This window comes from Paenibacillus sp. OAE614, assembly GCF_040546645.1.
Taxonomy (GTDB): domain Bacteria; phylum Bacillota; class Bacilli; order Paenibacillales; family Paenibacillaceae; genus Paenibacillus_AQ; species Paenibacillus_AQ favisporus.
In genome coordinates, this window is sequence record NZ_JBEPOD010000001.1 from 5,433,324 (window position 1) to 5,457,500 (window position 24,177).

Sequence of the window (24,177 nt, forward strand, 5' to 3'; positions counted from 1 at the left end):
CGCCTTGCTCTGTCTTCCCCCACAAAGGACACCAGAGACCGGTTACAGCCGGTTCAGCTCGCGGTATCTGGATGGGCTCATGCCCATATTTTTGGAGAACACCCGGCTTAGATACAGGCCGTTCTCATATCCGCAGCAGGTGGCAATCTGGTCCAGCGTCATGTCGGTATCCAGCAGCAGCTCGGCCACTTTACTGATGCGCAAAGACCGGACAAAGTCTGAAGGAGCGATCCGGAACGACTTCCGGAACCGGCACGTAAACTGGACGGGACTGAGGTTCAGCGAATCCGACAGCTCCCTCATGCTGAACGGGGTGTACGCGTTCTGGTAAATCCATTCGGCCGCACGGTTCATCAGCACATCGTCCGAGTCGGCCAGCAGCTGCTGCTCATCATGGAGATGCTCTCTTTCCCACACCTCGCAGGCGAGCTGCCAGATGTCGTTCATGATCATGTCCTTGCGCAGCACATGCCGTGGTTCTGTCGCTAAATGCAGCTTTCGCAAATAGGCAAAATTGGAAACGAGGCGTTTGTTGTCAAGCGGGCGCGACAAAAACGTCGGCAGCGGCGGGACGGGCCCCGTCCGCTCTTCCCCCACCATTTCAAAGCCGATGTAGTGAAGCGCAAGCGGAGACACCATCTCCCGTTCAAAGGTGAACCCCGGCGGGCAGTACACCAGGTCTCCGGCCCCCGCCTCCCCTCGTTCCTCCCCGATCCGGTAATAAAATTTGCCCGATTCCACGGCAAACAGCACCCAGACGGAGTAACAATCCACATCCATTTCAAACCTTTCCTTACGCTCGAAATATGCATGAGAAACCAGATGCAGCGTTTGATTCCACAAGGTTGTTGTCGTCATCTATGCATCGTTCCTTTGGCCTGGAAGATAGTTTCATTGTAAATGGATTGCTGCCGGGCGTTCAATCTTTATTTTGGCCCGAAAACATACCATGACCGGAACCAATATGATGGGCAGAGGGCTAAAGCATAGGCTCCTGCACAGTCACCCTTTTGCCCCTGGGCGTATGCTGTAGGTAAAAGGAGGGCTGTTCATGCCGCTTTTGCTGCAGTATACGGACATCGAAAATGAAGAGCTTCCTCTGGAAGCCTGGAAGAAAGAGGCCTGCCGGCGGTTTGCGGCCAAGATGACGGACCGGGAAGCCCGGTTCCCCTGCATTCCGGCCACAAGGGCGTTCGCGCTCGGTCATCTCCGTTACGGTTTTGCGCCAAGTCCCTGGGATGATTCGGCAGGGCCGGAGCTCGCGCAGATTATTGCCGAATATGGCAGAGCTTCGCGGTCTTTCGGGGATTACTCCTCCCTGGTTGTTTTTTTCGAGGCGGAGGAGAACGTTAGAGAGGTTCTGGCGTATGAAGATGCATTCTGGAACTTACTGAACCAGGTCAGCCGTTTAGATCGTACGCCGTGGCCGGAGGACATTCCGGAAGACCCGGAACAGGCGCTGTGGGAGTTCTGTTACGATGGCGAGCGGTATTTCGTCTACTGCGGCACCCCGGCACATACGTCACGTCAGAGCCGAAGCTTCCCCTATTTCATGCTGGCTTTGACGCCGCGCTGGGTGTTGGACCAGTGGAACGCCTATCCTGAAAAAGCGGCTGAGATCGCTCCCCGGATCCGTGCACGCCTTGCCGCATACGACACCGTACCGGCCCATCCGGAATTAAAGCCTTACGGATCGCAGGGGAATCTTGAATACAAGCAGTATTTTCTGCGGGATGACGACACCTCGCCGGCCGGATGCCCCTTCCATCGGGCAATAACGGAGCGGGCAGGGAAGTAGAACGGTTCGGTTCTCGATCAAGCAGCAGATGCCCGTGCGGGCTGCGAATACCAAAAAGAACCTCGGGATCCCGCCCAAGGTTCTTTTTCACAACAACATCGATTAAAAAATCGTCGGCACCATTCCCCCATCCATACGGATCGGAGCGCCTTTGAAGGCGGATGCATAAGGGCTGCATACAAAAGCAGCCAATCTGCCGATTTCAAACGGCCGGATAAACCGCTGAATTTCCGATTGGGGCAGGCCAGCCGCCATAAACCTCTTCTCTTTTTCCGAGAAGGTCAGATCTTCGTCAGCGTACATCCCCTCAATGATTTGCTGCACATTTTCAGAGAGGGTCGGTCCCGGCATGATCGTATTCACGGTAACCTCGGTGCCCTTCGTCAATTTGGACAAGCTCTTCGACAGAGATAACAGCATCGACTTGGTTACGGCATACTGAGGCATTTGCCCCGAAGGCATCAACGCTTCCTCGCTTGCAATAAAGAGAACCCGCCCATAATCCTGCTTCAGCATGGTAGGCAGATAAAATTTGGTCAGCCCATTGGCGGCAAGAACATTCGTGCGGAAGTAGGTTTCCCATACTTCGTCGTCAACGTTCTCATATGGCATGATCTCATAGATTCCCATATTGTTCACCAAAATATCAACCTGGGGGAATTTTTCAAATAAAGCTTCTCTTTGCCCTTTATCTACAAGATCGGCCGTCGCCTTCTGCGGAGTGGTCGCCGGGAAGTTCGCCTTGATTTCATTCACCGTTTGTTCTACCTCTGCATCGTTTCGGCCGTTAATGAGTACATGAACGCCTTCTTTGGCCAGCTCAATGGCAATGGCCTTTCCGATCCCTTTTGTAGATCCTGTAACTAACGCTGTCTTATTGTGTAATCCCATATCCATAACAAAAAACTCCTTTTACTCCGGATAGAGATAATATTACCTGACCAGTAGGGTTCAGTAACTAGCCTGCTACGCCAACGTTCTTGCTATACACGCCAATAAAACAACAAATATCCTGACACGCCGAAGCAAGCCGGGTTTGGAAATCTATTGAAAATCGGGCTCTGCTCGCTGTCCTTCTGCTCACGAGTTCGTACTTACATGTTCAGCACGCCAATGGGATGGCGTATTTCCTTCCCAAAGCCGGAAGGCCCGGTAGAACGAATTCTGGTCTTCGTATCCAACCAGGAAAGCGACCTCTTTAATATCAAGCGAAGGGTCCGCCAAATATTCCCGTGCCTGCTCATGTCTGGCTTGCGTCAGCAGGTGTTTGAAGCTGGTGTTCTCCTCTGTAAGCCGGCGCTGCAAGGTACGGTCGCTCATCCCGAGCTCTCTGGCGACAGCCTGGATGTCGGGACGCCCTGCCGTGAGGCTGCGCTTCAGAATCCATTTGACCATTTCAGGGAACGAGCGGCTGCGCTGCTGCTCATCAAGCGACTGGTCCAGCGCGGGAGTCAGAATGTCCAGCAGCTCTTCGTTGTACGATAGAAAAGGCCGATCCAGATCTCGCAGGTGCAGCGTCAGCCGGTTGCCTGTCGCACCTACCTGGATCCGGCAGCCGAAATAACTTTCAAGGGTCTGGATATCACCCATTGGCTGCGAAAATTCAACGGACCGTGCTTGCACAGACTGCCCTGTCCCCCGGCGTCCAAGCTCCATGAGGCATGCCAGCGTGATGCCAACCAGCACCGGCGGGCCGGACTCCCCGGGATGCAGCCAGCCCAGCTCGATGGTGCAGTGCTCTCCCTCCTCGGTGATGCGCAGGCTCTCGGGGGGACACATTTGCTTGTACCGGGCCATCCGGTACAGCGCGTCACGGTAATCACGGGCATGATACGTCGCCAAAACGGTCGGCGGGTATTTCGCCGTTTCAAAGACGGTCGCCAGCTGGATGATGCCTTGGGCGACGTCGCCGGCCAGCTCGGAATAAGCCTGCCAAATGGCGAAATATTGAGCCGTGGTGACCTCGGGTTCTGCAATGATCGTAAGCGGGAGTCCTGCGCTCCGGACAACGTCATGCGGGGCAATCCCGAGTTGACGGAATCCTGCCCACAGTCCCGGCGGAATTTTTATGCGTTCAGAAATATAGGAACTCATAGCTGAGGGCCTCCTTTAAGCAGTCGCATTCGTAGTAATCGGATAGGCGACCTTCGTCATGGATGTACAGCTATTATAGTACCTGTCCTTATCGCTCTGAAACCAGCAAAAAGTGACAAATCTTCGACAAGCCCCAGTCTAGGCTTTCCAGCCAAGAATGGTTTATGATATTGAAAAAACCAAATTCAGGAGTTATATCATGGATATCGCGAAAAAAGAACTGGTGGTCAACCTCTGCCTTCTCTCCCTTGTTCTTAGCATTTTAAACGGTGCCCTTGTCGTCCATATCAACCATTCGCTGGTATCCGATACCCCATACGTTAGCGGCCCGGGGGATTTCGTCATGTTTGTGTTCTTCTTTTTGATACTGTATGGATTTCATGCCGTGGTAAGTTTTTTTCATTTCGCTGCGGCAGCAATCGCAAGAAGATCGCTTGTAACAAGACTTGCTGTTTTTAATGCAGCCGGGTTAGCATTAGTTGGGGCTATTTATGTTTATATCCAGGATGTAACCGTATTGTTCCTGTTCTCCTCCCTCGGTATATTTTCCCTTGTTACAGCCGTAATAAACCGAAAATAGGTTGTTGATTAAGTAGTGTAAACACCAAAAGACCTGCTCCTGGATGGCAGCAGGCCTCCTTGAAATTTAAATATCGGAACATTACTCAAACGGATAACGGAGTCCCCATTGACCTCGGATCCGGTCGAGCAGCTTCATAATCGCCACCGACTCTTCAAGCGGAATGACAGAGCTTTCGGTCCGCCCCTCCGCCAGACATCTTGCCACTTCCTCGGCTTCAAACGCATACCCGAGCGATGTCCGGTCATCTTCAAAAATCTCTTTACTGCCGTTGACATATAACGCAGCTCTGGTCGCGTTCAAAAAGGAAGGAATGCGAATATACCCTTCCGTGCCGTAAATGCATGCTTCATTGTCCATATTCAGGCGTATGGCCCCGTTCAGCTGTGCGGTTTTTCCTGTGCTATAGGACAGCAGGAGAGAGAACTGCTCGTCCACGCCAGTACTGCCGATCTGAGCGGTACTCGACACTTCCTCCGGTTCAGCCCCAAAGATCATCGATGCAAAAGACACGGGGTAAATCCCGGCATCCAGCAGCGCCCCGCCCCCAAGGCTCGGACTGAACAGTCTGCCTTCCGGATTGACGCCGGCACGGAATCCAAAATCCGCTTTGACGAGCTGAACGTCACCAATCCGCCCTTCATCCAGCCATTCCCTCACTTTGCGGATGACCGGAAGAAATCTCGTCCACATTCCTTCCATCAGAAAAACCTTGTTCTCCTTGGCATAAGATACGGCCTCTTCCAGTTCGGCCCGCGTTCACCGTAAAAGGCTTTTCGCACAATACCGCTTTGCCCGCCTTCAAACACAGCAGGACGTTTTCCTTATGGGCAGGATGCGGCGTCGCGACATAGATCGCGTCAATGTCCGGATCGTTTGCCAGCTCTTCGTAGCTGCCGTAAGCTTTCCCGATTCCATAGTCAGCGGCGAAGCGCGAAGCGCTGTCGAGCGTTCTGGAGCCTACGGCCGCTGCCACCCCATTTTCTGCAAAAGCAAGATCTTTTGTAAACTGCGACGCAATCCAGCCCGTTCCCAAAATACCCCATTGGATCGTTTTCGGCATGTGATTATTCCTCCTCAAAGTTAGATTACGAATATTAGACTATTAGTCATGGGTGATTTCATGACTCTCCAGTTTTCCGTTTGCATCGAACTGCAGTCTAAATAGAAGATCATCAACCCCTAAACCCGCTCTTCCCAAATAGTAAACAAACTGAGGAACGGGGCTCGTTATCCTTTGCTCAGGCTCTCCCAATAAACTGATAATTTCGTCCTGTGTCATTCCTTTAAGGTCACTTTTTGCCAACAAATCTTCGACCATACGGTTCCGCTTCCCTGGTTGATCGATCCAAGCATCCGAACTAAACTTATTTTGACATGCGCTTAGACAAAGCATCAGCAACAAAGAAGAGATGAGCACCAGCTTTTTCATCTTCTTTCACTCCTTGAACCCAACTGGTGAATCCGGATTTCCTTGAACATGCGAAACCATTTGATACTAGCTGCATGAACGATAATGGCTATTCCTCATTTCCAAGAAGCTCCCCCAGTGAAACGGGAAATAACGGTTTGATCAGCTCGAGCACCGCTTTCGCGTACTCCTGGATTTCTTTTTGCGCATCATGCTCCAGCCGTTGAGACAGGAAGTGAGCGACGGATTGGACCGACGCCGTCCAGTACCAGCGTACATACATCCCGTAAGCGGGAAGGAACAACCGGGCCTGTTCCGCGCAAACGCCGTCCGCCAGGGCGGCTTCGTACTTGGAAATGCCCAGCTCCACATAATCCATCAGTTCTTGGGTATGCTTCACGCCAAGCTCCCAATCCACCTCTCCGCCGCTGCCCTGCTTGGAGTTTTCCGGTTGGGACCTCCACTCGCCTGCCTTGGGGATATAAAATGCGGGGTCCTCTGTTATGTATCGCCGGCTTGATTCGTTCCATGCCTCCATACTGTCGCCGGTCCCCTCATAATGCGCGGATCCGACCACGTATTTCCACCATTGTCTGGCAACCATAAGAGGAGCATACACCTCAAATTGGACGAGGGCATGGCGAAAAGGCGAAGTATGTCCTTCGCGGGCAAGGAACTTAATGAGCCTCACGTCACGGTCGTTCAACTCCAACGACTGCTTGGCATAGGAGACACGGGCGGCATTGACTACGGTTAAGTCCGAACCCATGTGATTGACCAAACGTACATATCCCTGATCCAGCACTTCGGTGGTCGACATGAACAAGTCCTCCCTGAGACAAATATGGGTTTGTGGGATAACATCACCCTACCATACACCCATTATTCTAATAATGGTTTTTAGTCTAGCTGATAACCGGCTATTCGTCCATGCTTAAAATAGACGACTCACGTACACTAAACCATCTTTATAGGGAGGTGTCGTTGTTGAGTTGTCCGGATAAAAAAAAATCGTGCAAAAAGAAAACCGCAATTGTGTGCCATCCAAAAGAAAAGAAAAAGAAACGACGTGTTATAGTTATAAAAAAAATAGTTCGGGTACCGTGTCCCCCGCCTAAAGGTCAGCAATTACTAAAAGGACTTGCGGGAGCAATTGCAGAAGCCGGGCCTCAAGGACTTGCCGGAGCTCTGGGACCCCAAGGACTTGCAGGACTTGTTGGAGCAATAGGCGCACTTGGACCTGAAGGAATTGCAGGTGCACTCGGACCTCAAGGAATAGCAGGGCTTGTTGGAGCGATCGGCGCACTTGGACCCGAAGGACTTGCAGGTGCACTCGGACCTCAAGGAATAGCAGGACTTGTTGGAGCGATCGGCGCACTTGGACCCGAAGGACTTGCAGGTGCACTTGGACCTCAAGGAATAGCAGGACTTGCAGGAGCGATTGGCGCACTTGGACCCGAGGGGCTTGCAGGTGCACTCGGGCCTCAAGGACTAGCAGGGATTGCAGGTGCAATTGGCGCAGCTGGATTGGCAGGGCCAACAGGACCCGCAGGACCGGCAGGAGCAACGGGTCCAGCGGGACCCGCAGGGCCGGCGGGTGGAGTATTAGGCTTTGCAGATTTTTTTGCCTTAATGCCTCCTGATAATGCAGCAACTGTTGCCCCCGACACGGACGTCAGCTTTCCACAAGATGGTCCAATCAGCGGGACTGCGATTACCCGTGTAAATGCAAGCTCATTTAACTTGGCTACTATTGGAACTTATCAGGTTTTGTTTCAGGTAGGTGTAAACGAACCGGGTCAACTCATTTTAACACTCAACGGCGCTGACCTGGCTTATACCGTAGTCGGGCGTGCTACAGGCACTACCCAAATCGTAGGCATGGCCCTTGTGCAAACAACGGTCATCAATTCAGTACTCACAGTTCGAAATCCAGCTGGCAATGCCGCGGCACTCACGATCACTCCATTAGCTGGAGGAACAAGACCCGTTTCGGCACATCTTGTTATTACACAGATTGCATAGAGTAAAAGAAATACAAACTACAGGAAACGATAACTCAGTAAACACCAACAGGCTGCCGATATCCATTTTCGGCAGCCTGTACTTTCCCAATCAGACATGAAACCATTACAGATGGCTCTGCCGGCGCTGGCGATACTGCCCGGGGGAAATCCCCGTACGGTCCCGAAACAGCCTCCCAAAGAAGCTCGCGCTCGGAATCCCGACCTGCTCCGCCACCTCCTGCACCGTCAACGACGTCTGCTCCAGTAGAACCATCGCCTGGCTGATCCGCAAATGCTGTACATACTGAAGGGGCGTCATGCCCGTATACTTTTTCAGGCAGCGGGTAATGTGGTCGAATTGAAAATGCAGCGCCTCCTCAAGCTCCTCCGAGCGAAAAGGCTCATTCCAGCTGCGCTGCAGATAGCTGACCGTCTCCCGGGCGAGAGCGGCCGATCGCGAGCCCGGCCTGCGCCCTAAATCCGCCTGCAGCAGCTCCAGCAGGTCGCAGAACAGCACCTGCAGCTTCAAGGAGTGCTCCACGGCAAAACCGCGATGCAGTTCCACCATCCGGTCCAGCAAAGGCTGGAGCAGGTGAAAAGGAGCATCGCCGAATTTGGGCAGATACATCGTTTGCTCTGCCGGATGCTCGTCGCTGTCCTGCCCTTGAGGGAGCATCGCCGACCAGGGAATATCCTCTGCCTCCATCCGGCGAAGGGGCTCCGGGTGCCGGAAGTGCACCCAATACACCGCCGTCGGCTCCGAGCAAGCCTGAGTGCCCGTATGGGTACGTCCCGGCTCGAGCAGCAGCAGCTGGCCGTCCTGAATGACATATTCGGTATCGTCTTCCCGCAAATACATGGCACCTTTCTTTACCAGAATCAGATCGTAGGCGTCAAAGCTGCGGGTCTGATGCCGGCTTCCAAGCGCCCATACGGCGCGCCCGACGGTCAGAAGCGACGGCAGCGGCGGAATCGCCAGCTCGAGGCATTTCATGGGCTTCCTCTACCTCCTGCACAAGTCGATATCGTGGCAGATCATTCTTATCATTAAATTCATCCTAGCATAATATGCTGTTTCGGTCATTTTTCAAAAGTCGATATCGGACAGAACAAAGTCGCTATTCCGTATGGAAGCGGTATCAATTTTCCTTTACCTTAGGGGTATGTGCAAAGCCGTTTTCAAATCTCTGCTTATTGAATGGAGGAACATCTACCATGCGTATGCGCCAGGTTCATCTCGACTTTCATACGTCCGAAGCGATTCATCCCATCGGCTCCCGCTTCAGCAAGGAACAGTTTCAGCAGGCGCTAAAGCTTGGCCATGTGGATTCGATCACCGTTTTTTCCAAATGCCATCACGGATGGGCATACCATCCCTCCGAGGCGAATGTCACGCATCCGGGACTGTCCTTCGACCTGCTCGGTGCCATGATTGAAGCCGCCCACGAAATCGGGGTACGAACTCCTGTCTACCTGTCCGCCGGCCTTGACGAGAGGCTTGCCGTGCGGCATCCCGAATGGCTGATCCGTGAACGCTTCAGCCGCGAAGGCGACCTGTTCACGCCGGGATACCACCAGCTCTGCCTGAATACGCCTTATCTGGACATACTGCTGTCCCAGATTGAAGAGGTCGCGCAGCGTTATGATGCCGACGGCATTTTTCTGGACATCGTCGGGGTGCGGGAGTGCTACTGCGCCACCTGCGTAGCGGCGGCCCGGGAGCAGGGGATCGACCCGCGAGACAAAAGCGCCATGCGCCCGCTCTGGGAGCAAACCTACGCCAATTACACCAGCCGCGTTAAAGAAACGGTGCATCGGCACAAACCGGGACTGCCGATCTTCCATAACGGCGGCCACATCCGCCGCGGACGCCGCGACCTTGCGCACATGAACTCGCATCTCGAGCTGGAGTCGCTGCCGACCGGGGGCTGGGGCTACGACCACTTCCCGCTGTCCGCCCGCTACGCCCAGACGCTGGGCATGCCGTTCCTGGGCATGACCGGCAAGTTTCATACCACCTGGGGCGAATTCGGCGGCTATAAGCACCCGAACGCCCTGCGGTATGAAGCCGCGCTCAGTCTGGCGAACGGCGCCGCCTGCTCCATTGGGGACCAGCTGCATCCGCTGGGCGCGATGGATGAAGCCACCTACCGGCTGATCGGCGCGGCCTATGCCGAAGTCGAAGCCAAGGAAGCGTGGTGCCGTGACGTCGTCAACGTCGCCGACGTAGCGCTCCTGTCGGTGGAAGCGGCCGGCACCCATCAGGCGACCGGCGGCCACGACAGCTTCACCGGCGATCCGGACGCCGGCGCGGTGCGCATGCTGCTGGAAGGGCATATCCTGTTCGACGTCGTCGACCTGGAAGCCGACTTCAGCCCGTACGCCGTTCTGATCCTGCCCGACCGGATCCGGATCACTGATGCGATCCTGGCCAAGCTGGACCGCTATCTGACTGGCGGCGGGCGCATCCTCGCTACCGGCGAATCGGGCTTGAAGCCGGACGGCAGCGGATTTGCCATCGACTTGGGCGTTCGCCACGCCGGCGTCAATCCGTTCCGTCCGGACTACTACCATCCGCAGCATCCGCTGGCGAGCCTGCAGGAATCGGCGTTTATTTTCTATTCGGAGGGGCAGAAAGTAACGCTTGCCGAGGGCGGAACCGAGCTTGGCAAACGGGAAAATCCGTATTTCAACCGTGATGCCTTCACGTTCTGCTCCCACCAGCATACGCCGAACAGCGGAGAGTACGGCGGGCCTGGCATGGTGGAGCATGCGAACGGAATCTATATCGCCTGGAACGTATTTGAAGACTATGCTACCAAGGGAAGCCTCGTTTTAAAGGAAACCGTCCTGTACGCATTGGACCGTCTGCTGCCGGAGAAGACGCTGCGTACGAACCTTCCCGTGCAAGGCGTAACGACAGTTCAGCATCAGCCGGACCGGCAGCGTTATGTGCATCATTCGCTGTACGCCTCGCCGGTGAAGCGTGGGCGTAACATTGAAGTGATCGAGGACCTGCTCCCGATCCGCGGAACGACCGCGGAGCTACGGATTTCCGAGCCGGTCACCGGCGTATACCTGGCGCCGCAGATGACGCCTATCGATTTCCGGCAGCAGGATGGCCTCGTCTCGTATGAGCTGCCGGAGTGGCAGTGCCACCAAATGGTCGTTCTAGAGTACGGCCAGCCGGAAGGGAAATAGCGAGCAGCGGCAACCTGTCTCTACCCGAGACACAGGCCCCCATCTCATAAACACATGCTTCTCTCAAGCACAAGCGTACTCGCAATCACACACGCTTGCTCTTAACGAAACTACACGCATACTCGGACATACAGGCTTACGCGTAACCGTATGCTCACGAATAAGCACAGTACAGATACGCGTAAACACATACTTACGCAAAAATACAAGCGGTGTCGAACTACATGCTTATGCTTTCGCCTAAACCCTTGCTCACTCGCAAACCAAAAAACCCGGAGCGCTTCCAAGCTGCTCCGGGCTTTTTTAGCCTTATTTCCGGCCGAAATCCGCCTTGATCTCGCCCCATTCCTCGGTCTTCCACTTCACGATTTTGTTCTCGTACTTGTTCTCGTGCAGCCACTGTACGGCGCGGTCCGTCAGCTCCCAAATCTTCCGCGTCTTCTCGGTACGGGCCAGCGTCGTCGCCGGTTTCTTGTTGCGGACCCAGGCCAGCGCCGTCTTCGAGTCGGTGTAAATGGTCTTCTTGCTGCCCTTCTGCTTCAAATACGCCAGCGCATGGACGATCGCGATAAATTCGCCCAAGTTGTTCGTTCCATTTTCAACCGGCCCGACATAGAACAGAATTTCCCCGGTCCGCGTATCGACGCCTTTGTACTCGACCGGGCCGGGATTGCCGCGCGTACCGACATCCACCGAGATGCTGTCGTAATCAATTTCTTCCATCGAAGATGCCGACGCGGACGGCTTGCCGGATTTGGCCGCCTTTGCTGCATATCCCCCGGCCGAACCTGATGCCTTGGCCTTGCCCCAGTTTTTCTTCCATCCGCCCGCATAAGCCGCTTCCGCCTCCGCGCGCGATTCGTAGGACTTGTATTTGGCGTCCGTATACCCGTTCACCTGAGCCTGGCATTCGGGCCAAGACGTATAGATTCCCGGCTTATGCCCTTCCCAGACGACGTAAAATTTTTGCTTTGCCATAACTAGCATTTGCTCCTATCTGCTTCTGCATCTTTTTCCCCATCTACAGTGACGTTCTTCCAAGCAGACGGCTATTGCGCCAGACCCGTTCCTTCGAACGCCCGGATGGCTTCCTTGATTTCCTCCGGCAGCGGGGTGCTCTTCCCACTCTTCGTTTCGATCAGCACGACCGCTCCGCGTCCGGCCGCCTTCAGTGCTCCTGAAGCGACGACGGCATACTCAATGTCCAGGGAGGAGCGCCCGATCGACGCCACCCGAACGTGGAGCTGCACCGGATCGCTGCGGTACATCTGGGCGAGATATTGGCATTCGAGGTCGGCAACCACCATCACTTTCTCCTCGCCGAACAAGTCGGCAAACAGCCCGAGCTGCTCGAAATATTCAATTCTGCCCTGTTCAAAATACATAAAATAGCTGACGTTATTCACATGTCCAAGCATATCCGTCTCGCAGTAGCGCACCTTGATCGGGATTGAAAAATGAAACTTTTGCAGCCAGCCTGCAGCATCCGGCTGAATAAAGCTTTCCCTTTTCATGAAAATGTCTCCTTTGCGGACCCGCTGTTCCCCTGCCTGCCGTACAAGCACGTGAGATCCCCATCGGCTTGACGGCTTGGCCGGATCAGGCCCCGATTTCCGGCTGTCTGATGCCCATTATAGCAAAAAATGCTTCCCCCGTTCAGCAATTATCGCGGCGACAGCCCTTTTCCCCGCGTCGTATGATTTAAGGAAATCGCCAGATGGGGCCAGTGATCAGAGCATCCTGGGGACGTTATCCTTTGCCGTTTCTTCGGCTCAGGTATTGACAGGACCGGGATTTGTTTTAACATGTGAAGAACAGCATGTATCCGACTGCGGATCAAGAGAGAGAGAGGGAACCTGATGATCATCGATATCGAGAACATTACGTGGAGAAGCGGGCAGCATACGTTAATGAAAAATGTAAGCTGGCAGGTGAAGCCCGGCGAGAATTGGGCGCTGCTGGGACTGAACGGCTCGGGCAAAACGACGCTGCTGAACATCGTCAACGGTTATATTTGGCCGTCCGAGGGCTCGGTCAGCGTGCTGGGGCACCGCTTCGGGGAAGTGGACCTGCGCGAGCTGCGCAAATCGATCGGCTGGGTCAGCAACTCCTTTCAGGAGCGTCTGTACGGATCGGACCGCACCCAGAACATCGTCGTCAGCGGAAAGCACGCCACGGTGGGCTTGTACGACAAAACGAGCGATGAGGACTTCGACCGTGCCCGCGAGTTGATGGAAACGATGAACTGCGGTCATTTGTGGGACCGCGAATACCGCACCTGCTCACAGGGCGAGAAGCAGAAGCTGCTCATTGCCCGCGCGCTGATGGCCGATCCACGCATACTGATTCTGGACGAGCCGTGCAACGGGCTGGATCTGTTTTCCCGGGAGAAGCTGCTGGACAGCATCCGGGAGCTGACCTTGCAGCCGGACGCGCCGACGCTCATTTACGTCACGCACCACACCGAGGAAATTTTGCCGGCGTTTAGCCACGTGCTGCTGATGAGACGCGGCGAGGCGGTCTGCAGCGGGCGGACCGAGGACGTGCTGACCGCGGACACGCTCAGCGACCTGTTCGAATCCCCGGTGGAGGTTGACCGTCACGGAGACCGGGTATACGTGCGCGTAGCGGAATAGGCGCTGCGATTACAGGGCGGATCGCAAAAGGAGGGCTTCGTTGATCGAAGTTCCTCCTTTTTTATGCTTGCACCATCGAGAGCTTGTCCGGCTTCGCCCAGTATAGTTTAGCGAATAAACCTTATGACATCCGGCTCAAAGTTCCCGCTCTGTAAGCCGATATACTAGTAAGGAAATGATTTCCTGAACATTGGTTTATATTTCGAGACAAAGGGGATATTTTTGCAGCATGAAAAAATGGTTAACCGCAGTACTCATCATGTGCCTTACCTGGGTGTGCCTTGCGCCATCCGCGCCTGCTTCCGCCGCTTCGGCCGTCAAAAACGTCGTGATCGTCGATGCGAAAAGCGGCTATTCCTTCCTGCCGGTCCGCTCCCTGAGCGAATTCGAAGGCGTGACCACTCAGTGGAACGATGCCGCCAAGCAGCTCGACATTTTCCAGGGCAACCACCGCCTGACGCTTCACCTCGCGCAGAAGTCCGCCGCTTTCGACGGCGCTAGCCTCGCTCTAGCCGCCGCCCCGTTCCGCGAGAACGGCTCGGTTTATGTACCGCTGTCGCTCATCGTCAGCAAGCTCGGCGTTGAAGCCAGTTGGCAGAAGGACGAAGCAGCCGTCAAGCTGACCAGGGAAGGAGCGGAACAGTATCTCCCCTACGTTACCCGAAACGTGGGACAAGCCCTGAAAAACCCGATCGTGAGCGCACGCCAAACGTATAAGGTCGGCAGCAGATCGTTTTCCGCCCAGATGGTGACGATCGACCTGCTGCATCCGAAGATTCAGCTGGATGTCGTACTCGCCGGGAATACCCCCGGCAAGGTCGAAGACCTCTCCAGCATCGCCAAGCGCAGCGGCGCAAAGGTGGCCGTCAACGGCACCTTTTTTGACGCTTATACTAGCGGCGCCTACAAGGCTCCATACGGCTATATCGTGAGCCATGGCACCGTCAAGATGCCAAGCCCCGGCGACAAGCGTTCCATCTTCGCTTATGATGCCAACCACTTGGCGCGGATTATCGCCGGTCCCGATTTTGGCCAAGCCTTTGAGCAAGGCTGGATCGAAGGTGGTCTTCAGGCCGGGCCGCGGCTGCTGGTGAACGGCAAAGTTTCGCTGAACGTGAAGAAGGAAGGCTTTAAAGATCCAAAGATTCTTACCGGTGGAGGGGCCCGCAGCGCGCTCGGCCTGACCCGGGATCACCGGCTGATCCTGCTGACCACCGGGGGAGCTACCATTCCCCAGTTGGCGGAAATCATGAAGAAGGCCGGAGCCTACCAGGCCATGAACCTGGATGGCGGGGCTTCCAGCGGTTTGTACTATAACGGCAAGTACCTGACCACTCCCGGCCGGAAAATCAGCAATGCGCTTGTCGTGAAATTTCAATAAGACGGGGCCCTTGCCCTGCCTATCGAAAAAAGCCTGGAGCGAATTTATTTCGCCCAGGCTTTTCATATTCATCAGTGGTATCGATCTATAGTACCGTCTCTCCAAATCTCAATGGCTCCTGAATCGTTAAAGGTTCATGTTCACCAAAATTTTGCACTGCTTGCGGTCCTGCGTCAGCTGCTCAAAGCCCTTCTCGACAATATCGTCCAGCGCGATCATACTCGTAATAACCTTGTTGCCGTCGATCGCCCCGCTGGCCAGCAGGCTGATGACTTCCGGGAACAGATTGTTGTAGGCATAGGAGCCGCTGATTTTAGCTTCGGATTTGACGATCACGCTCGGGTTGAACGTAACCGGCTTTTCCCACAGGCTGATGATTTTGAATTCTCCGCCAGGGCGGACCACACTGACCCCCGATTCAAACGTCGCCTGAACACCTGCTGCGTCATAAGCAACGTCCGCGCCGCCCTTCGTCATTTCGCGGATCGTTTGAACCGCATCGGTTTCGACCGGGTTGATGACATGCGTTGCTCCCAGCTCCAGCGCCTTCGCCCGGCGTTCGTCAGACACTTCCACGACGATAATCCTGCCGGCACCCGCTGCCTTCACCGCCTGCAGAAGCAGCAGCCCGATTGGACCCGCGCCGAAAATCGCCGCCGTATCGCCCAGCTTCAGCTGGCTTTGGCGTACCGCGTGAACCGCTACGGCCGTCGGCTCAACAAGCGCCCCGAGCTCCAGGCTCATGTGATCCGGCAGGACAAACACGTTTTCCTGCTTCACCACGGCATATTCGGCAAATCCCCCCGACATCGAGTAGCCGTATCCCTGTGAGTTCGAACACAGATGCGACAAGCCTCTTCTGCAGTTGGCGCAGCGGCCGCACGGAACGAGCGGCTCCACAGCCACCCGGTCACCCACCATAATACCCTCTACGCCTTCGCCGATCTCCGTGACGACACCGGAAAATTCATGGCCGAGCACCGGCTGCTTGCGGATCGGATACAGTCCGGCCAAATACTCGTGCATGTCGCTCCCGCAAATCCCCGCAAATTCGACCTTCACTTTTACCGTTCCCGGCGTCAGTTCTGGTACCGGAATGTCTTTCACCTGGATATCTCTTGGTCCATAAATGTGTGCTGCCTTCATGATGTCTACCTTCTCCCTACAGTATTTACTTCGAACCGATCCCTAATCCGCGAAAAATATAGCGTACCGTAAGGTCAGCCGCCTGCTCCGGCTTCGGCTCCGTCCCCTTCTCGTCAAGTGGATTCAAGTAAGGATCCAGCATCGAGGAGATGATCGTTCCCATCGTAAAATTCACGGCAAACGCAAGCGACGGAAACGTGACCGCCCCCTGATCCATCCCTGCCTTGAGAATTTGCCGCAAATGCTCCCATGTGGGAAAAATCGCATAAGTCAGCTTCTCCACCCGGGGGCTCTTCATCATCAGCTCCTGCTGGAGGATGCTGATCAAATGCCGCTCCTCATAGCGGTAATCCACGAAGTTGACGATGAACCTGCGCAGGTCCGAAACCGGGTCCTCCAGATCGTAATGCATGTCGGCAAAATACTGCCGCAGCGGTTCGAACAGCGCGTAGAACACGTTATCCTTACCGCCGAAATGATAGGACACGAGCGCCAGCGATACGCCGGCTTCCTCGCAGATCTGCCTTACGGTCGTCCCTTCAAACCCCTTAAGAGCAAACAGCTTCTTCGCGGCTTGGAGAATAACCACTTTCACATCTTTATCTTTGATTTCATTGTTGGAATTCATAAAAAAGCTCGCACCACCTGACTATGGAATCTTCGGTTACGCATGGATTTGAACACTTGTTCAAATCAAGTCATCATAAACGTACCATTAGAACCTGACGGCGTCAAATGGGCATGCAGCTCTTAAACAATTGTTTTGAACGATCGTTTTGAACATTTGTTTAACAAAGCCATTGTACACCTGTGGCGAAATGGTGTCAACACTCCGCTCTGTCCCTCTAATGAATTTCCCCTAAAAAAATACCCCCAGACCGTTTTCAACGGACTGGAGGTATGGAATCAATAACGGAATTATTCGGCGGTTACCGCCTTGCCCGGCTTCACGTTCGCATTTCCCGACGGAGCATTCGCTTCCGGTGTCTGGTTGGTGGAACGAAGCGGCAGTTCTTTCAAGAAGAACACGAGGATCAGAGCCACGACAAGCACCAGCGTACCTGTAAGGAACACGGTGGATAGCGTATCACCCAGCGCGTGCCGGATGCTGTCGATCATTTGCACGAACAGTGCTCTGGCTTGCTCCGGCAGGCTCGCTTCCGTCTTTTCAACCAGGGGCTTGTTCATGAGTGTCTGCGGATTGGCGAAAGCGAGCAAGCTCTGTGCCGTCTTCGGATCCAGTGAACTGAAGTCCGGAGCACTCGGGGACTGCAGCGCTTCTTTCAAATGTTTCGTCAAACTGTTCGACATAACCGTACCCATCACAGCGATACCGATCGTACCGCCAAGGTTACGGAACAGCTGCGTCGATGCGGTAACGACACCGAGCTCCTTATGCGACACCGCATTTTGCGTTGCCAGCGAGAAGACCGGCATCCCGAGGCCCAGGCCAATACCGAAAATGATCGTGCTGACGATCGTCATCGCGATGTTATCCATAAAGATCATCAGGCCCATGCCAATAATCATAACCGGCATCCCGATCAGGGCAAAGCGCTTGTATTTCCCGATTTTGGCGATCAATTGACCGGTAATGGCACTCGTGATGACCATACACAGCGACATCGGCAGCGTGACGTAACCCGCGTAAGTCGGAGAAATAGCCAGCACGCCCTGCACGTAGAAGGAAATATAAATCATGGCTCCCATCAAGCCAAAGTTCATAATAAAGCCGATCAAGTTCGAGACCGTCACCACGCCGTTTTTAAACAAATGCAGCGGAAGTATCGGTTCCTTCACCAAGGTTTCCACATAAATAAAAATGAGTGCAGATACAACGGTTGCTCCAAGGAGACTAAGAATCTGCCAAGAGCCCCATTCGTACTCGGTCCCCGCCCAGGAAAAGGCAAGAAGCAGCGGAACGATCGTCGTCGTCAGGAACAAAGAACCCACGTAATCGACGCTCTGTCCGTGCTTGCGGTCCACTTTCGGAAACAGCGTCAGAATCATAATAAAAGCGACAATGCCAAGCGGCAGGAAAATCCAGAACAGCCAGTGCCAGTCGATATGATCCACCAGATAACCGCCAAGCGTCGGTCCCAGGACACTGGAGAAACCGAACACCGCCGTCATGAGGCCCATCCATTTACCGCGTTCGCGCGGAGGAAACAAATCCCCTACCGCCGTAAAGGCCGTCGATTGGATGATACCAGCGCCAATCCCCTGAATCCCGCGATAAATGATGAACTGGTACACATTATCCGAAGTACCGGTTAAGAACGCGCCTAACATGAAAAATAGGATCCCGATCAGAATGAACGGCTTGCGTCCAAACATATCCGACAATTTACCGACCAGAATCGTCGCAATCGTCGAAGTTAACAAATAAATATTAATCGTCCATGTATAGTAATCCATACCATCCAGGATCGCGATAATACGCGGCATCGCCGTGCTTGTGATCGTCTGGTTAATGGCCGCAAAAAACATCGCCGCCATAATCGCGATCATGATGGTTATTTTACGCTTCAGCGTTAAATGCTCCATGTACCTCTTTCACCTCTATGCTTCATGATGATCTATATTCAAAAGCATTAATGAGAAGATCCTTCTCAAATGCTGTACATCCTCTTCGGACAACATTTCAAAGAACACCGTAATGATTTCTTGCTGGTCCTCAACGATTTGCCCGATCGTAGACATCCCTTTCTCTGTAATGGAGGTATACACGACCCTCCGGTCGTTCTCGGCCCTTTCCCGGTTTACATAACCCGAAGCAAGGAGCTTATCCGTCAAACTCGTTATGGCGGGAGACGTCAGGCCAAGCATTTCGGCTAGTTCGGATACCTTCTGTGGGCCCCGGAGCTTCAATGCATACAATACCTGAAACTGGGGAAAAGTCAGATTATACTGCTTGGCGCTGTTTTTGTTCCATTCATGGGACATACTTTTCAGCAGCGACCGGAACATCGCCGCCACTTCAAACAATTGTTCATTTCTGGACAAACGGTTGACCTCCTTGGCGTGGTATGGATCTGTGACCATCCGCGTCGTATTGCCGCAGTTACATTAGGACACTAATTAATTATTTGTTAATAGATAAATTTTTAATCAATTAGTAACTTAATCATTAAATACTTAAGTAATATTACGCCTCCGCAGCCAGATAGTCAAGAGGCGGTTTAGGGAGACTTGTCCTTTTTTAAAGCAGAAAAAAAAGAGGTTCTCCTCTTTCTCGATTGGCTCCTATTTTTCTAAAAAGCGTCTTCTCAACAAAAAAAGCCACCCTTTGCGAGGGTGACTTTTTTGTCGATATTCGTCGTGGCTTGCTGCTGTGTTTCATCGACGGATCTCGTTTCAGTTTGACAACAAAGACAGTTTCCGACTCTTTTATTCCGGCTTAGGGTAATTGTGCGTTTTCAAAAATTCAAGCGCGTTGTACACCATTACCGCTGCTTCAGACCGGGTCACTTGATCTTGGGGACGGAAGTTGCCGCTGCTGTCCAGGTCGGCAATCCCCCAGGCCAGCGCCCGCTGAATAGCCCCTTGATACTCAGGAGTCATTTTGCTGTCATCCGCGATGTCTTTAGGTACCAAATTGATCATCGGCAGGTTGCCCTTCTTTTCCACCGTCTCGATCAAATACTGCGTGAAAGCTTCACGAGTCATGCCTTGACTAGGCTCAATATCAGCCGGCAGGGCGATGTCGTGGTTCGTAACCGTAAGAAAAGCTGGAGCAAACCATGCGCCTGTCTTCACGTTTGTCAGGGCTGCGGTTTCGCTTCCCTCGGCTGCCTTCGTAACCGGCACGTCAGCCAGCAAGTTTGCCAGCAGCTGAACGCCTTCTGCGTTTGTCAGCTGTGCCTGCGGCCGGAAGGCCGATTCACTGTCGCCCTTCAGCAGCTTCTGCTGCTGGAGCGCAGCGATTTTATCGGCACCGGCGACTCCCGCCAAATCCGTAAAGCCCTCTCCTGCCGCGAACACTGACCCGCCGATCGCCAGGGATAACGCCAGGGCTGCAACACTTCCTGATACAACATGCTTCTTCTTCATCTAGCCACACCTTCTTCGGGAAAATTTGGTCTTGTCTTTCCTACAGACGCAAAGAAAATATGGAAGGTTGCACCATGGGAAAATCTTCGGATTAGTCCCGCCACAGAGGTAGATGTTGACGCGCGTCCTGAGCGGGTTCCTTCAGTGTAGCCGGCACAGACGGTCGTACCCACGCCTGCGTAGGTTCTCTCCCACACAACCGCTCCACAACAAAAAAACGCCTTTCGGCGTTATGTTTTATGTATGGAGCGGGTGATGGGAATACTCAACATCTCGATTAAAAAGCGGACCTTCGGCCCGCCACAGAGGTGGATGTTGACGCGCGTCCTGAGCGGGTTCCTTCAGTGTAGCCGGCACGGACGGTCGTACCCACGCTGCATGGGTTCTCTCCCACACTACCGCTCCATAACAAAAAAAACGCCTTTCGGCGTTATGTTTTTATGTATGGAGCGGGTGATGGGAATACTCAACATCCGGATTAAAAAGCGGGCCTTCGACCCGACACAGAGGTAGATGTTGACGCGCGTCCTGATTGGGTTCCTTCAGTGTAGCCGGCACGGACGGTCGTACCCACGCTGCATGGGTTCTCTCCCACACTACCACTCCATAACAAAAAAAACGCCTTTCGGCGTTATGTTTTATGTATGGAGCGGGTGATGGGAATACTCAACATCCGGATTAAAAAGCGGGCCTTCGACCCGACACAGAGGTAGATGTTGACGCGCGTCCTGAACGGGTTCCTTCAGTGTAGCCGGCACGGACGGTCGTACCCACGCCTGCGTAGGTTCTCTCCCACACAACCGCTCCACAACAAAAAAAACGCCTTTCGGCGTTATGTTTTTATGTATGGAGCGGGTGATGGGAATCGAACCCACGCTATCAGCTTGGAAGGCTGAAGTTCTACCATTGAACTACACCCGCACATTCTCCGTGCAAGCCTTGAGTGCAGAAAGATCAAGACTTACACGAAGCCGTGCATGCGTATCGGGATGACACGATTCGAACATGCGACCCCCTGGTCCCAAACCAGGTGCTCTACCAAGCTGAGCTACATCCCGATATCTATTGTAAAACAGTTAAATGGCGCGCCCTAAGAGATTCGAACTCCTGACCTTTTGATTCGTAGTCAAACGCTCTATCCAGCTGAGCTAAGGGCGCATATGGAGCGGACGACGGGAATCGAACCCGCGACCCTCGCCTTGGCAAGGCGATGCTCTACCGCTGAGCCACGTCCGCATCAAACAAAGTGGTGCGCGTGGAGGGACTTGAACCCCCACGTCAAAGACGCTAGATCCTAAGTCTAGTGCGTCTGCCAATTCCGCCACACGCGCAAAACCTGTAAATAAAACTGGTGAGCCATGAAGGACTCGAACCTTCGACACCCTGATTAAAAGTCAGGTGCTCTACCAACTGAGCTAATGGCTCTCACTGGCTGGGGATATAGGATTCGAACCTATGCATGACGGAGTCAAAGTCCGTTGCCTTACCGCTTGGCTAATCCCCAACAAATAATGGGGCGATCGATGGGACTTGAACCCACGAATGCCGGAGCCACAATCCGGTGCGTTAACCCCTTCGCCACGACCGCCACAAACATGCCGGCGAGAGGACTTGAACCCCCAACCTACTGATTACAAGTCAGTTGCTCTACCAATTGAGCTACACCGGCGCATGAATATTTGAATATTTCCAAAGCGATAACCATCTATCGCGAAAGCAAATAACCATTTGGATTCCGTCTGAAGTAAAAGAACCGACGGGATACTCTCTCTTTGTTCGAGACTGCGATGCAGCGCTAACGAAGTGTATGCTTCGACGAACCCGTATTTCGGATTCTCATCCCTGAAGCAATTTAAAATGGCGGAACCGACGGGATACTCTCTCTTCGTTCGAGACTGCGATGCAATGCTAACGAAGCAGATGCTTCGACGAACCCGTATTTCGGATTCTCATCCCTGAAGCAATTTAAAATGGCGGAACCGACGGGATTCGAACCCGCGATCTCCTGCGTGACAGGCAGGCATGTTAGGCCTCTACACCACGGTTCCACGGCCTTTGGGATCTCCATCTTAAGGAGATAATTGCGGGGGCAGGATTTGAACCTGCGACCTTCGGGTTATGAGCCCGACGAGCTACCGGACTGCTCCACCCCGCGTCATTAAATGTACTTTTTTGGCCCCCAATAGTATTCGTTATAAACTTTTTTGGGGTAAAGTGGTGGAGGCTGAGGGGATCGAACCCCCGACCCTCTGCTTGTAAGGCAGATGCTCTCCCAGCTGAGCTAAGCCTCCATAATCTTTTGTAACTTATTGGGGGATTCTCGTCCCTGATGATAATAAGAAAGTGACCCGTATGGGATACTCTCACTTCGTTCGAGACTGCGATGCAGATGCTACCGAAGTAACGCTCCGACGAACCCTTTTTTGGATTCTCATCCCTGATGCTATTAAAGAAAGTGACCCGTATGGGATTCGAACCCATGTTACCTCCGTGAAAGGGAGGTGTCTTAACCCCTTGACCAACGGGCCATATATATAAAGTCTAATTCCGTTTTCTGCAACAAAACATCCTTAGACGTTTTTTAAAAGTGGCTCCCCGAACAGGACTCGAACCTGTGACAACTCGATTAACAGTCGAGTGCTCTACCAACTGAGCTATCAGGGAACGTTGTTACAACCAACCAGTTTTGTCATATGTAGGTGACCATCAAGGCCAAAAAAAATACCACAAAAGTGGTTTTCCGCTTGGCAACGTCCTACTCTCCCAGGACCCTTCGGTCCAAGTACCATCGGCGCTGGAGGGCTTAACGGTCGTGTTCGGGATGGGTACGCGTGGAACCCCTCCGCTATCGCCACCAAACGGAGCATTGGTTAATAACCAAATGCATAATTCAGGTTTCAGCATCGCCAAATGCTGAAAGTCATCCGGCTGCTCTCACCCGCTTGGAGTGAAATCAGCAATTTTGACTCCCTGAAAACTAGATACGAAACGAATCTGTGTTTTATCTTCGTAGCTTCACCCGGTTTGTATTCCGGGGTCCCCGAAAAGTAATCGGTGTTGCTCTAACGCTTCACGTCACTTTTTGGGGTAATTTTGGATAAGCCCTCGACCGATTAGTATTGGTCAGCTCCATGCATTGCTGCACTTCCACCTCCAACCTATCTACCTCGTCGTCTACAAGGGGTCTTACATACTGGGAAATCTCATCTTGAGGGGGGCTTCACGCTTAGATGCTTTCAGCGCTTATCCCGTCCGTACGTAGCTACCCAGCCATGCTCCTGGCGGAACAACTGGTGCACCAGCGGTACGTCCATCCCGGTCCTCTCGTACTAAGGACAGCTCCTCTCAAATTTCCTACGCCCACGACAGATAGGGACCGAACTGTCTCACGACGTTCTGAACCCAGCTCGCGTACCGCTTTAATGGGCGAACAGCCCAACCCTTGGGACCTACTTCAGCCCCAGGATGCGATGAGCCGACATCGAGGTGCCAAACCTCCCCGTCGATGTGGACTCTTGGGGGAGATAAGCCTGTTATCCCCAGGGTAGCTTTTATCCGTTGAGCGATGGCCCTTCCATGCGGTACCACCGGATCACTAAGCCCGACTTTCGTCCCTGCTCGACTTGTAGGTCTCGCAGTCAAGCTCCCTTCTGCCTTTGCACTCTTCGAATGATTTCCAACCATTCTGAGGGAACCTTGGGGCGCCTCCGTTACTCTTTAGGAGGCGACCGCCCCAGTCAAACTGCCCACCTGACACTGTCCCCATACCGGATCACGGTACCAGGTTAGAACCTAGATACGATCAGGGTGGTATCCCAACGGCGCCTCCACCCAAGCTGGCGCTCAGGTTTCAAAGGCTCCCACCTATCCT

19 protein-coding genes, 14 tRNA genes, 2 rRNA genes and 1 pseudogene (1 of these 36 cut by a window edge) are annotated in these 24,177 nt (G+C 53.6%); 6 read left to right on the forward strand and 30 right to left on the reverse strand.

The features are described from left to right. Positions 1-42 precede the first annotated feature (42 nt). Entirely contained in the window at positions 43-858 is an 816-nt protein-coding gene (locus tag ABIE48_RS25055) for a helix-turn-helix domain-containing protein (protein ID WP_192717455.1), read from the reverse strand. A 193-nt stretch (positions 859-1,051) separates the two neighbouring features. Here ABIE48_RS25055 and ABIE48_RS25060 point away from each other — a divergent pair, with 193 nt between their 5' ends. Next, complete coding sequence (locus tag ABIE48_RS25060; RefSeq protein ID WP_192717456.1) at positions 1,052-1,798, forward strand: YqcI/YcgG family protein; 747 nt, start codon at positions 1,052-1,054, stop codon at positions 1,796-1,798. 102 nt (positions 1,799-1,900) lie between these two features. Here the strand turns inward: ABIE48_RS25060 and ABIE48_RS25065 are convergent, their stop codons facing one another. Continuing rightward, positions 1,901-2,695, reverse strand: a complete 795-nt coding sequence (locus tag ABIE48_RS25065) for an SDR family NAD(P)-dependent oxidoreductase (protein WP_145029674.1) — start codon at positions 2,693-2,695, stop codon at positions 1,901-1,903. Between the two features lie 183 nt (positions 2,696-2,878). Then, entirely contained in the window at positions 2,879-3,892 is a 1,014-nt protein-coding gene (locus ABIE48_RS25070) for an AraC family transcriptional regulator (protein WP_192717457.1), read from the reverse strand. A 199-nt stretch (positions 3,893-4,091) separates the two neighbouring features. Here ABIE48_RS25070 and ABIE48_RS25075 point away from each other — a divergent pair, with 199 nt between their 5' ends. Next, on the forward strand, positions 4,092-4,472 hold the full coding sequence (locus ABIE48_RS25075) for a hypothetical protein (RefSeq protein WP_192717458.1): 381 nt from the start codon (positions 4,092-4,094) through the stop codon (positions 4,470-4,472). A gap of 81 nt (positions 4,473-4,553) precedes the next feature. Here the strand turns inward: ABIE48_RS25075 and ABIE48_RS25080 are convergent. The 3 genes and pseudogenes from ABIE48_RS25080 to thyX form a co-directional block, all read right to left on the reverse strand. After that, positions 4,554-5,535: pseudogene (locus ABIE48_RS25080) on the reverse strand (Gfo/Idh/MocA family protein). Between the two features lie 42 nt (positions 5,536-5,577). Next, on the reverse strand, positions 5,578-5,904 hold the full coding sequence (locus tag ABIE48_RS25085; protein WP_145029683.1) for a hypothetical protein: 327 nt from the start codon (positions 5,902-5,904) through the stop codon (positions 5,578-5,580). Between the two features lie 88 nt (positions 5,905-5,992). Next, positions 5,993-6,703, reverse strand: a complete 711-nt coding sequence (gene thyX / locus ABIE48_RS25090) for an FAD-dependent thymidylate synthase (RefSeq protein WP_145950284.1) — start codon at positions 6,701-6,703, stop codon at positions 5,993-5,995. Positions 6,704-6,861: 158 nt separating this feature from the next. Here thyX and ABIE48_RS25095 point away from each other — a divergent pair, with 158 nt between their 5' ends. Beyond that, positions 6,862-7,908, forward strand: a complete 1,047-nt coding sequence (locus ABIE48_RS25095; protein ID WP_313960396.1) for a collagen-like domain-containing protein — start codon at positions 6,862-6,864, stop codon at positions 7,906-7,908. A gap of 105 nt (positions 7,909-8,013) precedes the next feature. Here ABIE48_RS25095 and ABIE48_RS25100 read toward each other — a convergent pair whose 3' ends face one another. Continuing rightward, on the reverse strand, positions 8,014-8,883 hold the full coding sequence (locus ABIE48_RS25100; RefSeq protein ID WP_192717460.1) for a helix-turn-helix domain-containing protein: 870 nt from the start codon (positions 8,881-8,883) through the stop codon (positions 8,014-8,016). A gap of 221 nt (positions 8,884-9,104) precedes the next feature. Here ABIE48_RS25100 and ABIE48_RS25105 point away from each other — a divergent pair, with 221 nt between their 5' ends. After that, positions 9,105-11,090 (forward strand): beta-galactosidase trimerization domain-containing protein, encoded by a 1,986-nt coding sequence (locus ABIE48_RS25105; protein ID WP_192717461.1) that lies wholly within the window; start codon positions 9,105-9,107, stop codon positions 11,088-11,090. A 309-nt stretch (positions 11,091-11,399) separates the two neighbouring features. Here ABIE48_RS25105 and rnhA read toward each other — a convergent pair whose 3' ends face one another. After that, positions 11,400-12,068 carry a ribonuclease H gene (gene rnhA, locus ABIE48_RS25110; protein WP_145950287.1) on the reverse strand — a complete coding sequence of 223 codons (669 nt, stop codon included), beginning with the start codon at positions 12,066-12,068 and terminating at the stop codon, positions 11,400-11,402. Between the two features lie 71 nt (positions 12,069-12,139). Then, complete coding sequence (locus ABIE48_RS25115; RefSeq protein WP_076177062.1) at positions 12,140-12,604, reverse strand: acyl-CoA thioesterase; 465 nt, start codon at positions 12,602-12,604, stop codon at positions 12,140-12,142. A gap of 345 nt (positions 12,605-12,949) precedes the next feature. Here ABIE48_RS25115 and ABIE48_RS25120 point away from each other — a divergent pair, with 345 nt between their 5' ends. Both ABIE48_RS25120 and ABIE48_RS25125 read left to right on the forward strand, forming a co-directional pair. Further along, the gene (locus ABIE48_RS25120) at positions 12,950-13,726 is read left to right on the forward strand and encodes an ABC transporter ATP-binding protein (protein ID WP_116234592.1); all 777 of its coding nucleotides are present in this window, start codon (positions 12,950-12,952) and stop codon (positions 13,724-13,726) included. A 229-nt stretch (positions 13,727-13,955) separates the two neighbouring features. Further along, positions 13,956-15,107, forward strand: a complete 1,152-nt coding sequence (locus ABIE48_RS25125; RefSeq protein WP_192717462.1) for a phosphodiester glycosidase family protein — start codon at positions 13,956-13,958, stop codon at positions 15,105-15,107. 126 nt (positions 15,108-15,233) lie between these two features. Here ABIE48_RS25125 and ABIE48_RS25130 read toward each other — a convergent pair whose 3' ends face one another. The 21 genes from ABIE48_RS25130 to ABIE48_RS25230 all read right to left on the reverse strand — a co-directional run. Beyond that, complete coding sequence (locus ABIE48_RS25130; RefSeq protein WP_192717463.1) at positions 15,234-16,253, reverse strand: 2,3-butanediol dehydrogenase; 1,020 nt, start codon at positions 16,251-16,253, stop codon at positions 15,234-15,236. A 25-nt stretch (positions 16,254-16,278) separates the two neighbouring features. Next, positions 16,279-16,881 carry a TetR/AcrR family transcriptional regulator gene (locus tag ABIE48_RS25135; RefSeq protein ID WP_145029697.1) on the reverse strand — a complete coding sequence of 201 codons (603 nt, stop codon included), beginning with the start codon at positions 16,879-16,881 and terminating at the stop codon, positions 16,279-16,281. Positions 16,882-17,171: 290 nt separating this feature from the next. Beyond that, entirely contained in the window at positions 17,172-18,800 is a 1,629-nt protein-coding gene (locus ABIE48_RS25140; protein WP_192717464.1) for an MDR family MFS transporter, read from the reverse strand. A gap of 15 nt (positions 18,801-18,815) precedes the next feature. Further along, positions 18,816-19,259, reverse strand: coding sequence for a MarR family winged helix-turn-helix transcriptional regulator (locus tag ABIE48_RS25145; RefSeq protein WP_105445110.1), 444 nt, complete (start codon positions 19,257-19,259; stop codon positions 18,816-18,818). A 384-nt stretch (positions 19,260-19,643) separates the two neighbouring features. Continuing rightward, a complete protein-coding gene (locus tag ABIE48_RS25150) occupies positions 19,644-20,306 on the reverse strand; it encodes an S-layer homology domain-containing protein (protein ID WP_145029700.1) in 663 nt (220 codons plus the stop codon). A gap of 847 nt (positions 20,307-21,153) precedes the next feature. Further along, positions 21,154-21,227 (reverse strand) — tRNA-Gly (locus tag ABIE48_RS25155). Positions 21,228-21,290: 63 nt separating this feature from the next. Further along, positions 21,291-21,364, reverse strand: a tRNA-Pro gene (locus tag ABIE48_RS25160). A 23-nt stretch (positions 21,365-21,387) separates the two neighbouring features. Then, positions 21,388-21,464: transfer RNA gene (locus ABIE48_RS25165), tRNA-Arg, on the reverse strand. 3 nt (positions 21,465-21,467) lie between these two features. Beyond that, positions 21,468-21,542: transfer RNA gene (locus ABIE48_RS25170), tRNA-Gly, on the reverse strand. An 11-nt stretch (positions 21,543-21,553) separates the two neighbouring features. Beyond that, positions 21,554-21,637, reverse strand: a tRNA-Leu gene (locus ABIE48_RS25175). Positions 21,638-21,655: 18 nt separating this feature from the next. Continuing rightward, a tRNA-Lys gene (locus ABIE48_RS25180) sits at positions 21,656-21,731 on the reverse strand. A gap of 4 nt (positions 21,732-21,735) precedes the next feature. Beyond that, a tRNA-Gln gene (locus ABIE48_RS25185) sits at positions 21,736-21,810 on the reverse strand. Positions 21,811-21,818: 8 nt separating this feature from the next. Beyond that, positions 21,819-21,894, reverse strand: a tRNA-His gene (locus ABIE48_RS25190). 8 nt (positions 21,895-21,902) lie between these two features. Then, a tRNA-Thr gene (locus tag ABIE48_RS25195) sits at positions 21,903-21,975 on the reverse strand. Positions 21,976-22,277: 302 nt separating this feature from the next. After that, positions 22,278-22,354, reverse strand: a tRNA-Asp gene (locus ABIE48_RS25200). A gap of 33 nt (positions 22,355-22,387) precedes the next feature. Next, positions 22,388-22,461 (reverse strand) — tRNA-Met (locus ABIE48_RS25205). 60 nt (positions 22,462-22,521) lie between these two features. After that, positions 22,522-22,597 (reverse strand) — tRNA-Val (locus ABIE48_RS25210). 165 nt (positions 22,598-22,762) lie between these two features. Beyond that, positions 22,763-22,834 (reverse strand) — tRNA-Glu (locus ABIE48_RS25215). Positions 22,835-22,894: 60 nt separating this feature from the next. After that, positions 22,895-22,970 (reverse strand) — tRNA-Asn (locus ABIE48_RS25220). A 78-nt stretch (positions 22,971-23,048) separates the two neighbouring features. Continuing rightward, a 5S ribosomal RNA gene (gene rrf, locus ABIE48_RS25225) occupies positions 23,049-23,165 on the reverse strand. Positions 23,166-23,399: 234 nt separating this feature from the next. After that, a 23S ribosomal RNA gene (locus tag ABIE48_RS25230) occupies positions 23,400-24,177 on the reverse strand; it runs 2,150 nt beyond the window's last position.

What these genes read in the sequence shown, in the direction of transcription:
- ABIE48_RS25130 (WP_192717463.1), bottom strand. Translation starts at nt 16,253, where the DNA reads ATGAAGGCAGCACACATTTATGGACCAAGAGATATCCAGGTGAAAGAC.
- ABIE48_RS25150 (WP_145029700.1), bottom strand. Translation starts at nt 20,306, where the DNA reads ATGAAGAAGAAGCATGTTGTATCAGGAAGTGTTGCAGCCCTGGCGTTA.
- ABIE48_RS25070 (WP_192717457.1), bottom strand. Translation starts at nt 3,892, where the DNA reads ATGAGTTCCTATATTTCTGAACGCATAAAAATTCCGCCGGGACTGTGG.
- thyX (WP_145950284.1), bottom strand. Translation starts at nt 6,703, where the DNA reads ATGTCGACCACCGAAGTGCTGGATCAGGGATATGTACGTTTGGTCAAT.
- ABIE48_RS25115 (WP_076177062.1), bottom strand. Translation starts at nt 12,604, where the DNA reads ATGAAAAGGGAAAGCTTTATTCAGCCGGATGCTGCAGGCTGGCTGCAA.
- ABIE48_RS25135 (WP_145029697.1), bottom strand. Translation starts at nt 16,881, where the DNA reads ATGAATTCCAACAATGAAATCAAAGATAAAGATGTGAAAGTGGTTATT.
- rnhA (WP_145950287.1), bottom strand. Translation starts at nt 12,068, where the DNA reads ATGGCAAAGCAAAAATTTTACGTCGTCTGGGAAGGGCATAAGCCGGGA.
- ABIE48_RS25140 (WP_192717464.1), bottom strand. Translation starts at nt 18,800, where the DNA reads ATGGAGCATTTAACGCTGAAGCGTAAAATAACCATCATGATCGCGATT.
- ABIE48_RS25105 (WP_192717461.1), top strand. Translation starts at nt 9,105, where the DNA reads ATGCGTATGCGCCAGGTTCATCTCGACTTTCATACGTCCGAAGCGATT.
- ABIE48_RS25100 (WP_192717460.1), bottom strand. Translation starts at nt 8,883, where the DNA reads ATGAAATGCCTCGAGCTGGCGATTCCGCCGCTGCCGTCGCTTCTGACC.
- ABIE48_RS25085 (WP_145029683.1), bottom strand. Translation starts at nt 5,904, where the DNA reads ATGAAAAAGCTGGTGCTCATCTCTTCTTTGTTGCTGATGCTTTGTCTA.
- ABIE48_RS25065 (WP_145029674.1), bottom strand. Translation starts at nt 2,695, where the DNA reads ATGGATATGGGATTACACAATAAGACAGCGTTAGTTACAGGATCTACA.
- ABIE48_RS25120 (WP_116234592.1), top strand. Translation starts at nt 12,950, where the DNA reads ATGATCATCGATATCGAGAACATTACGTGGAGAAGCGGGCAGCATACG.
- ABIE48_RS25075 (WP_192717458.1), top strand. Translation starts at nt 4,092, where the DNA reads ATGGATATCGCGAAAAAAGAACTGGTGGTCAACCTCTGCCTTCTCTCC.
- ABIE48_RS25055 (WP_192717455.1), bottom strand. Translation starts at nt 858, where the DNA reads ATGACGACAACAACCTTGTGGAATCAAACGCTGCATCTGGTTTCTCAT.
- ABIE48_RS25125 (WP_192717462.1), top strand. Translation starts at nt 13,956, where the DNA reads ATGAAAAAATGGTTAACCGCAGTACTCATCATGTGCCTTACCTGGGTG.
- ABIE48_RS25060 (WP_192717456.1), top strand. Translation starts at nt 1,052, where the DNA reads ATGCCGCTTTTGCTGCAGTATACGGACATCGAAAATGAAGAGCTTCCT.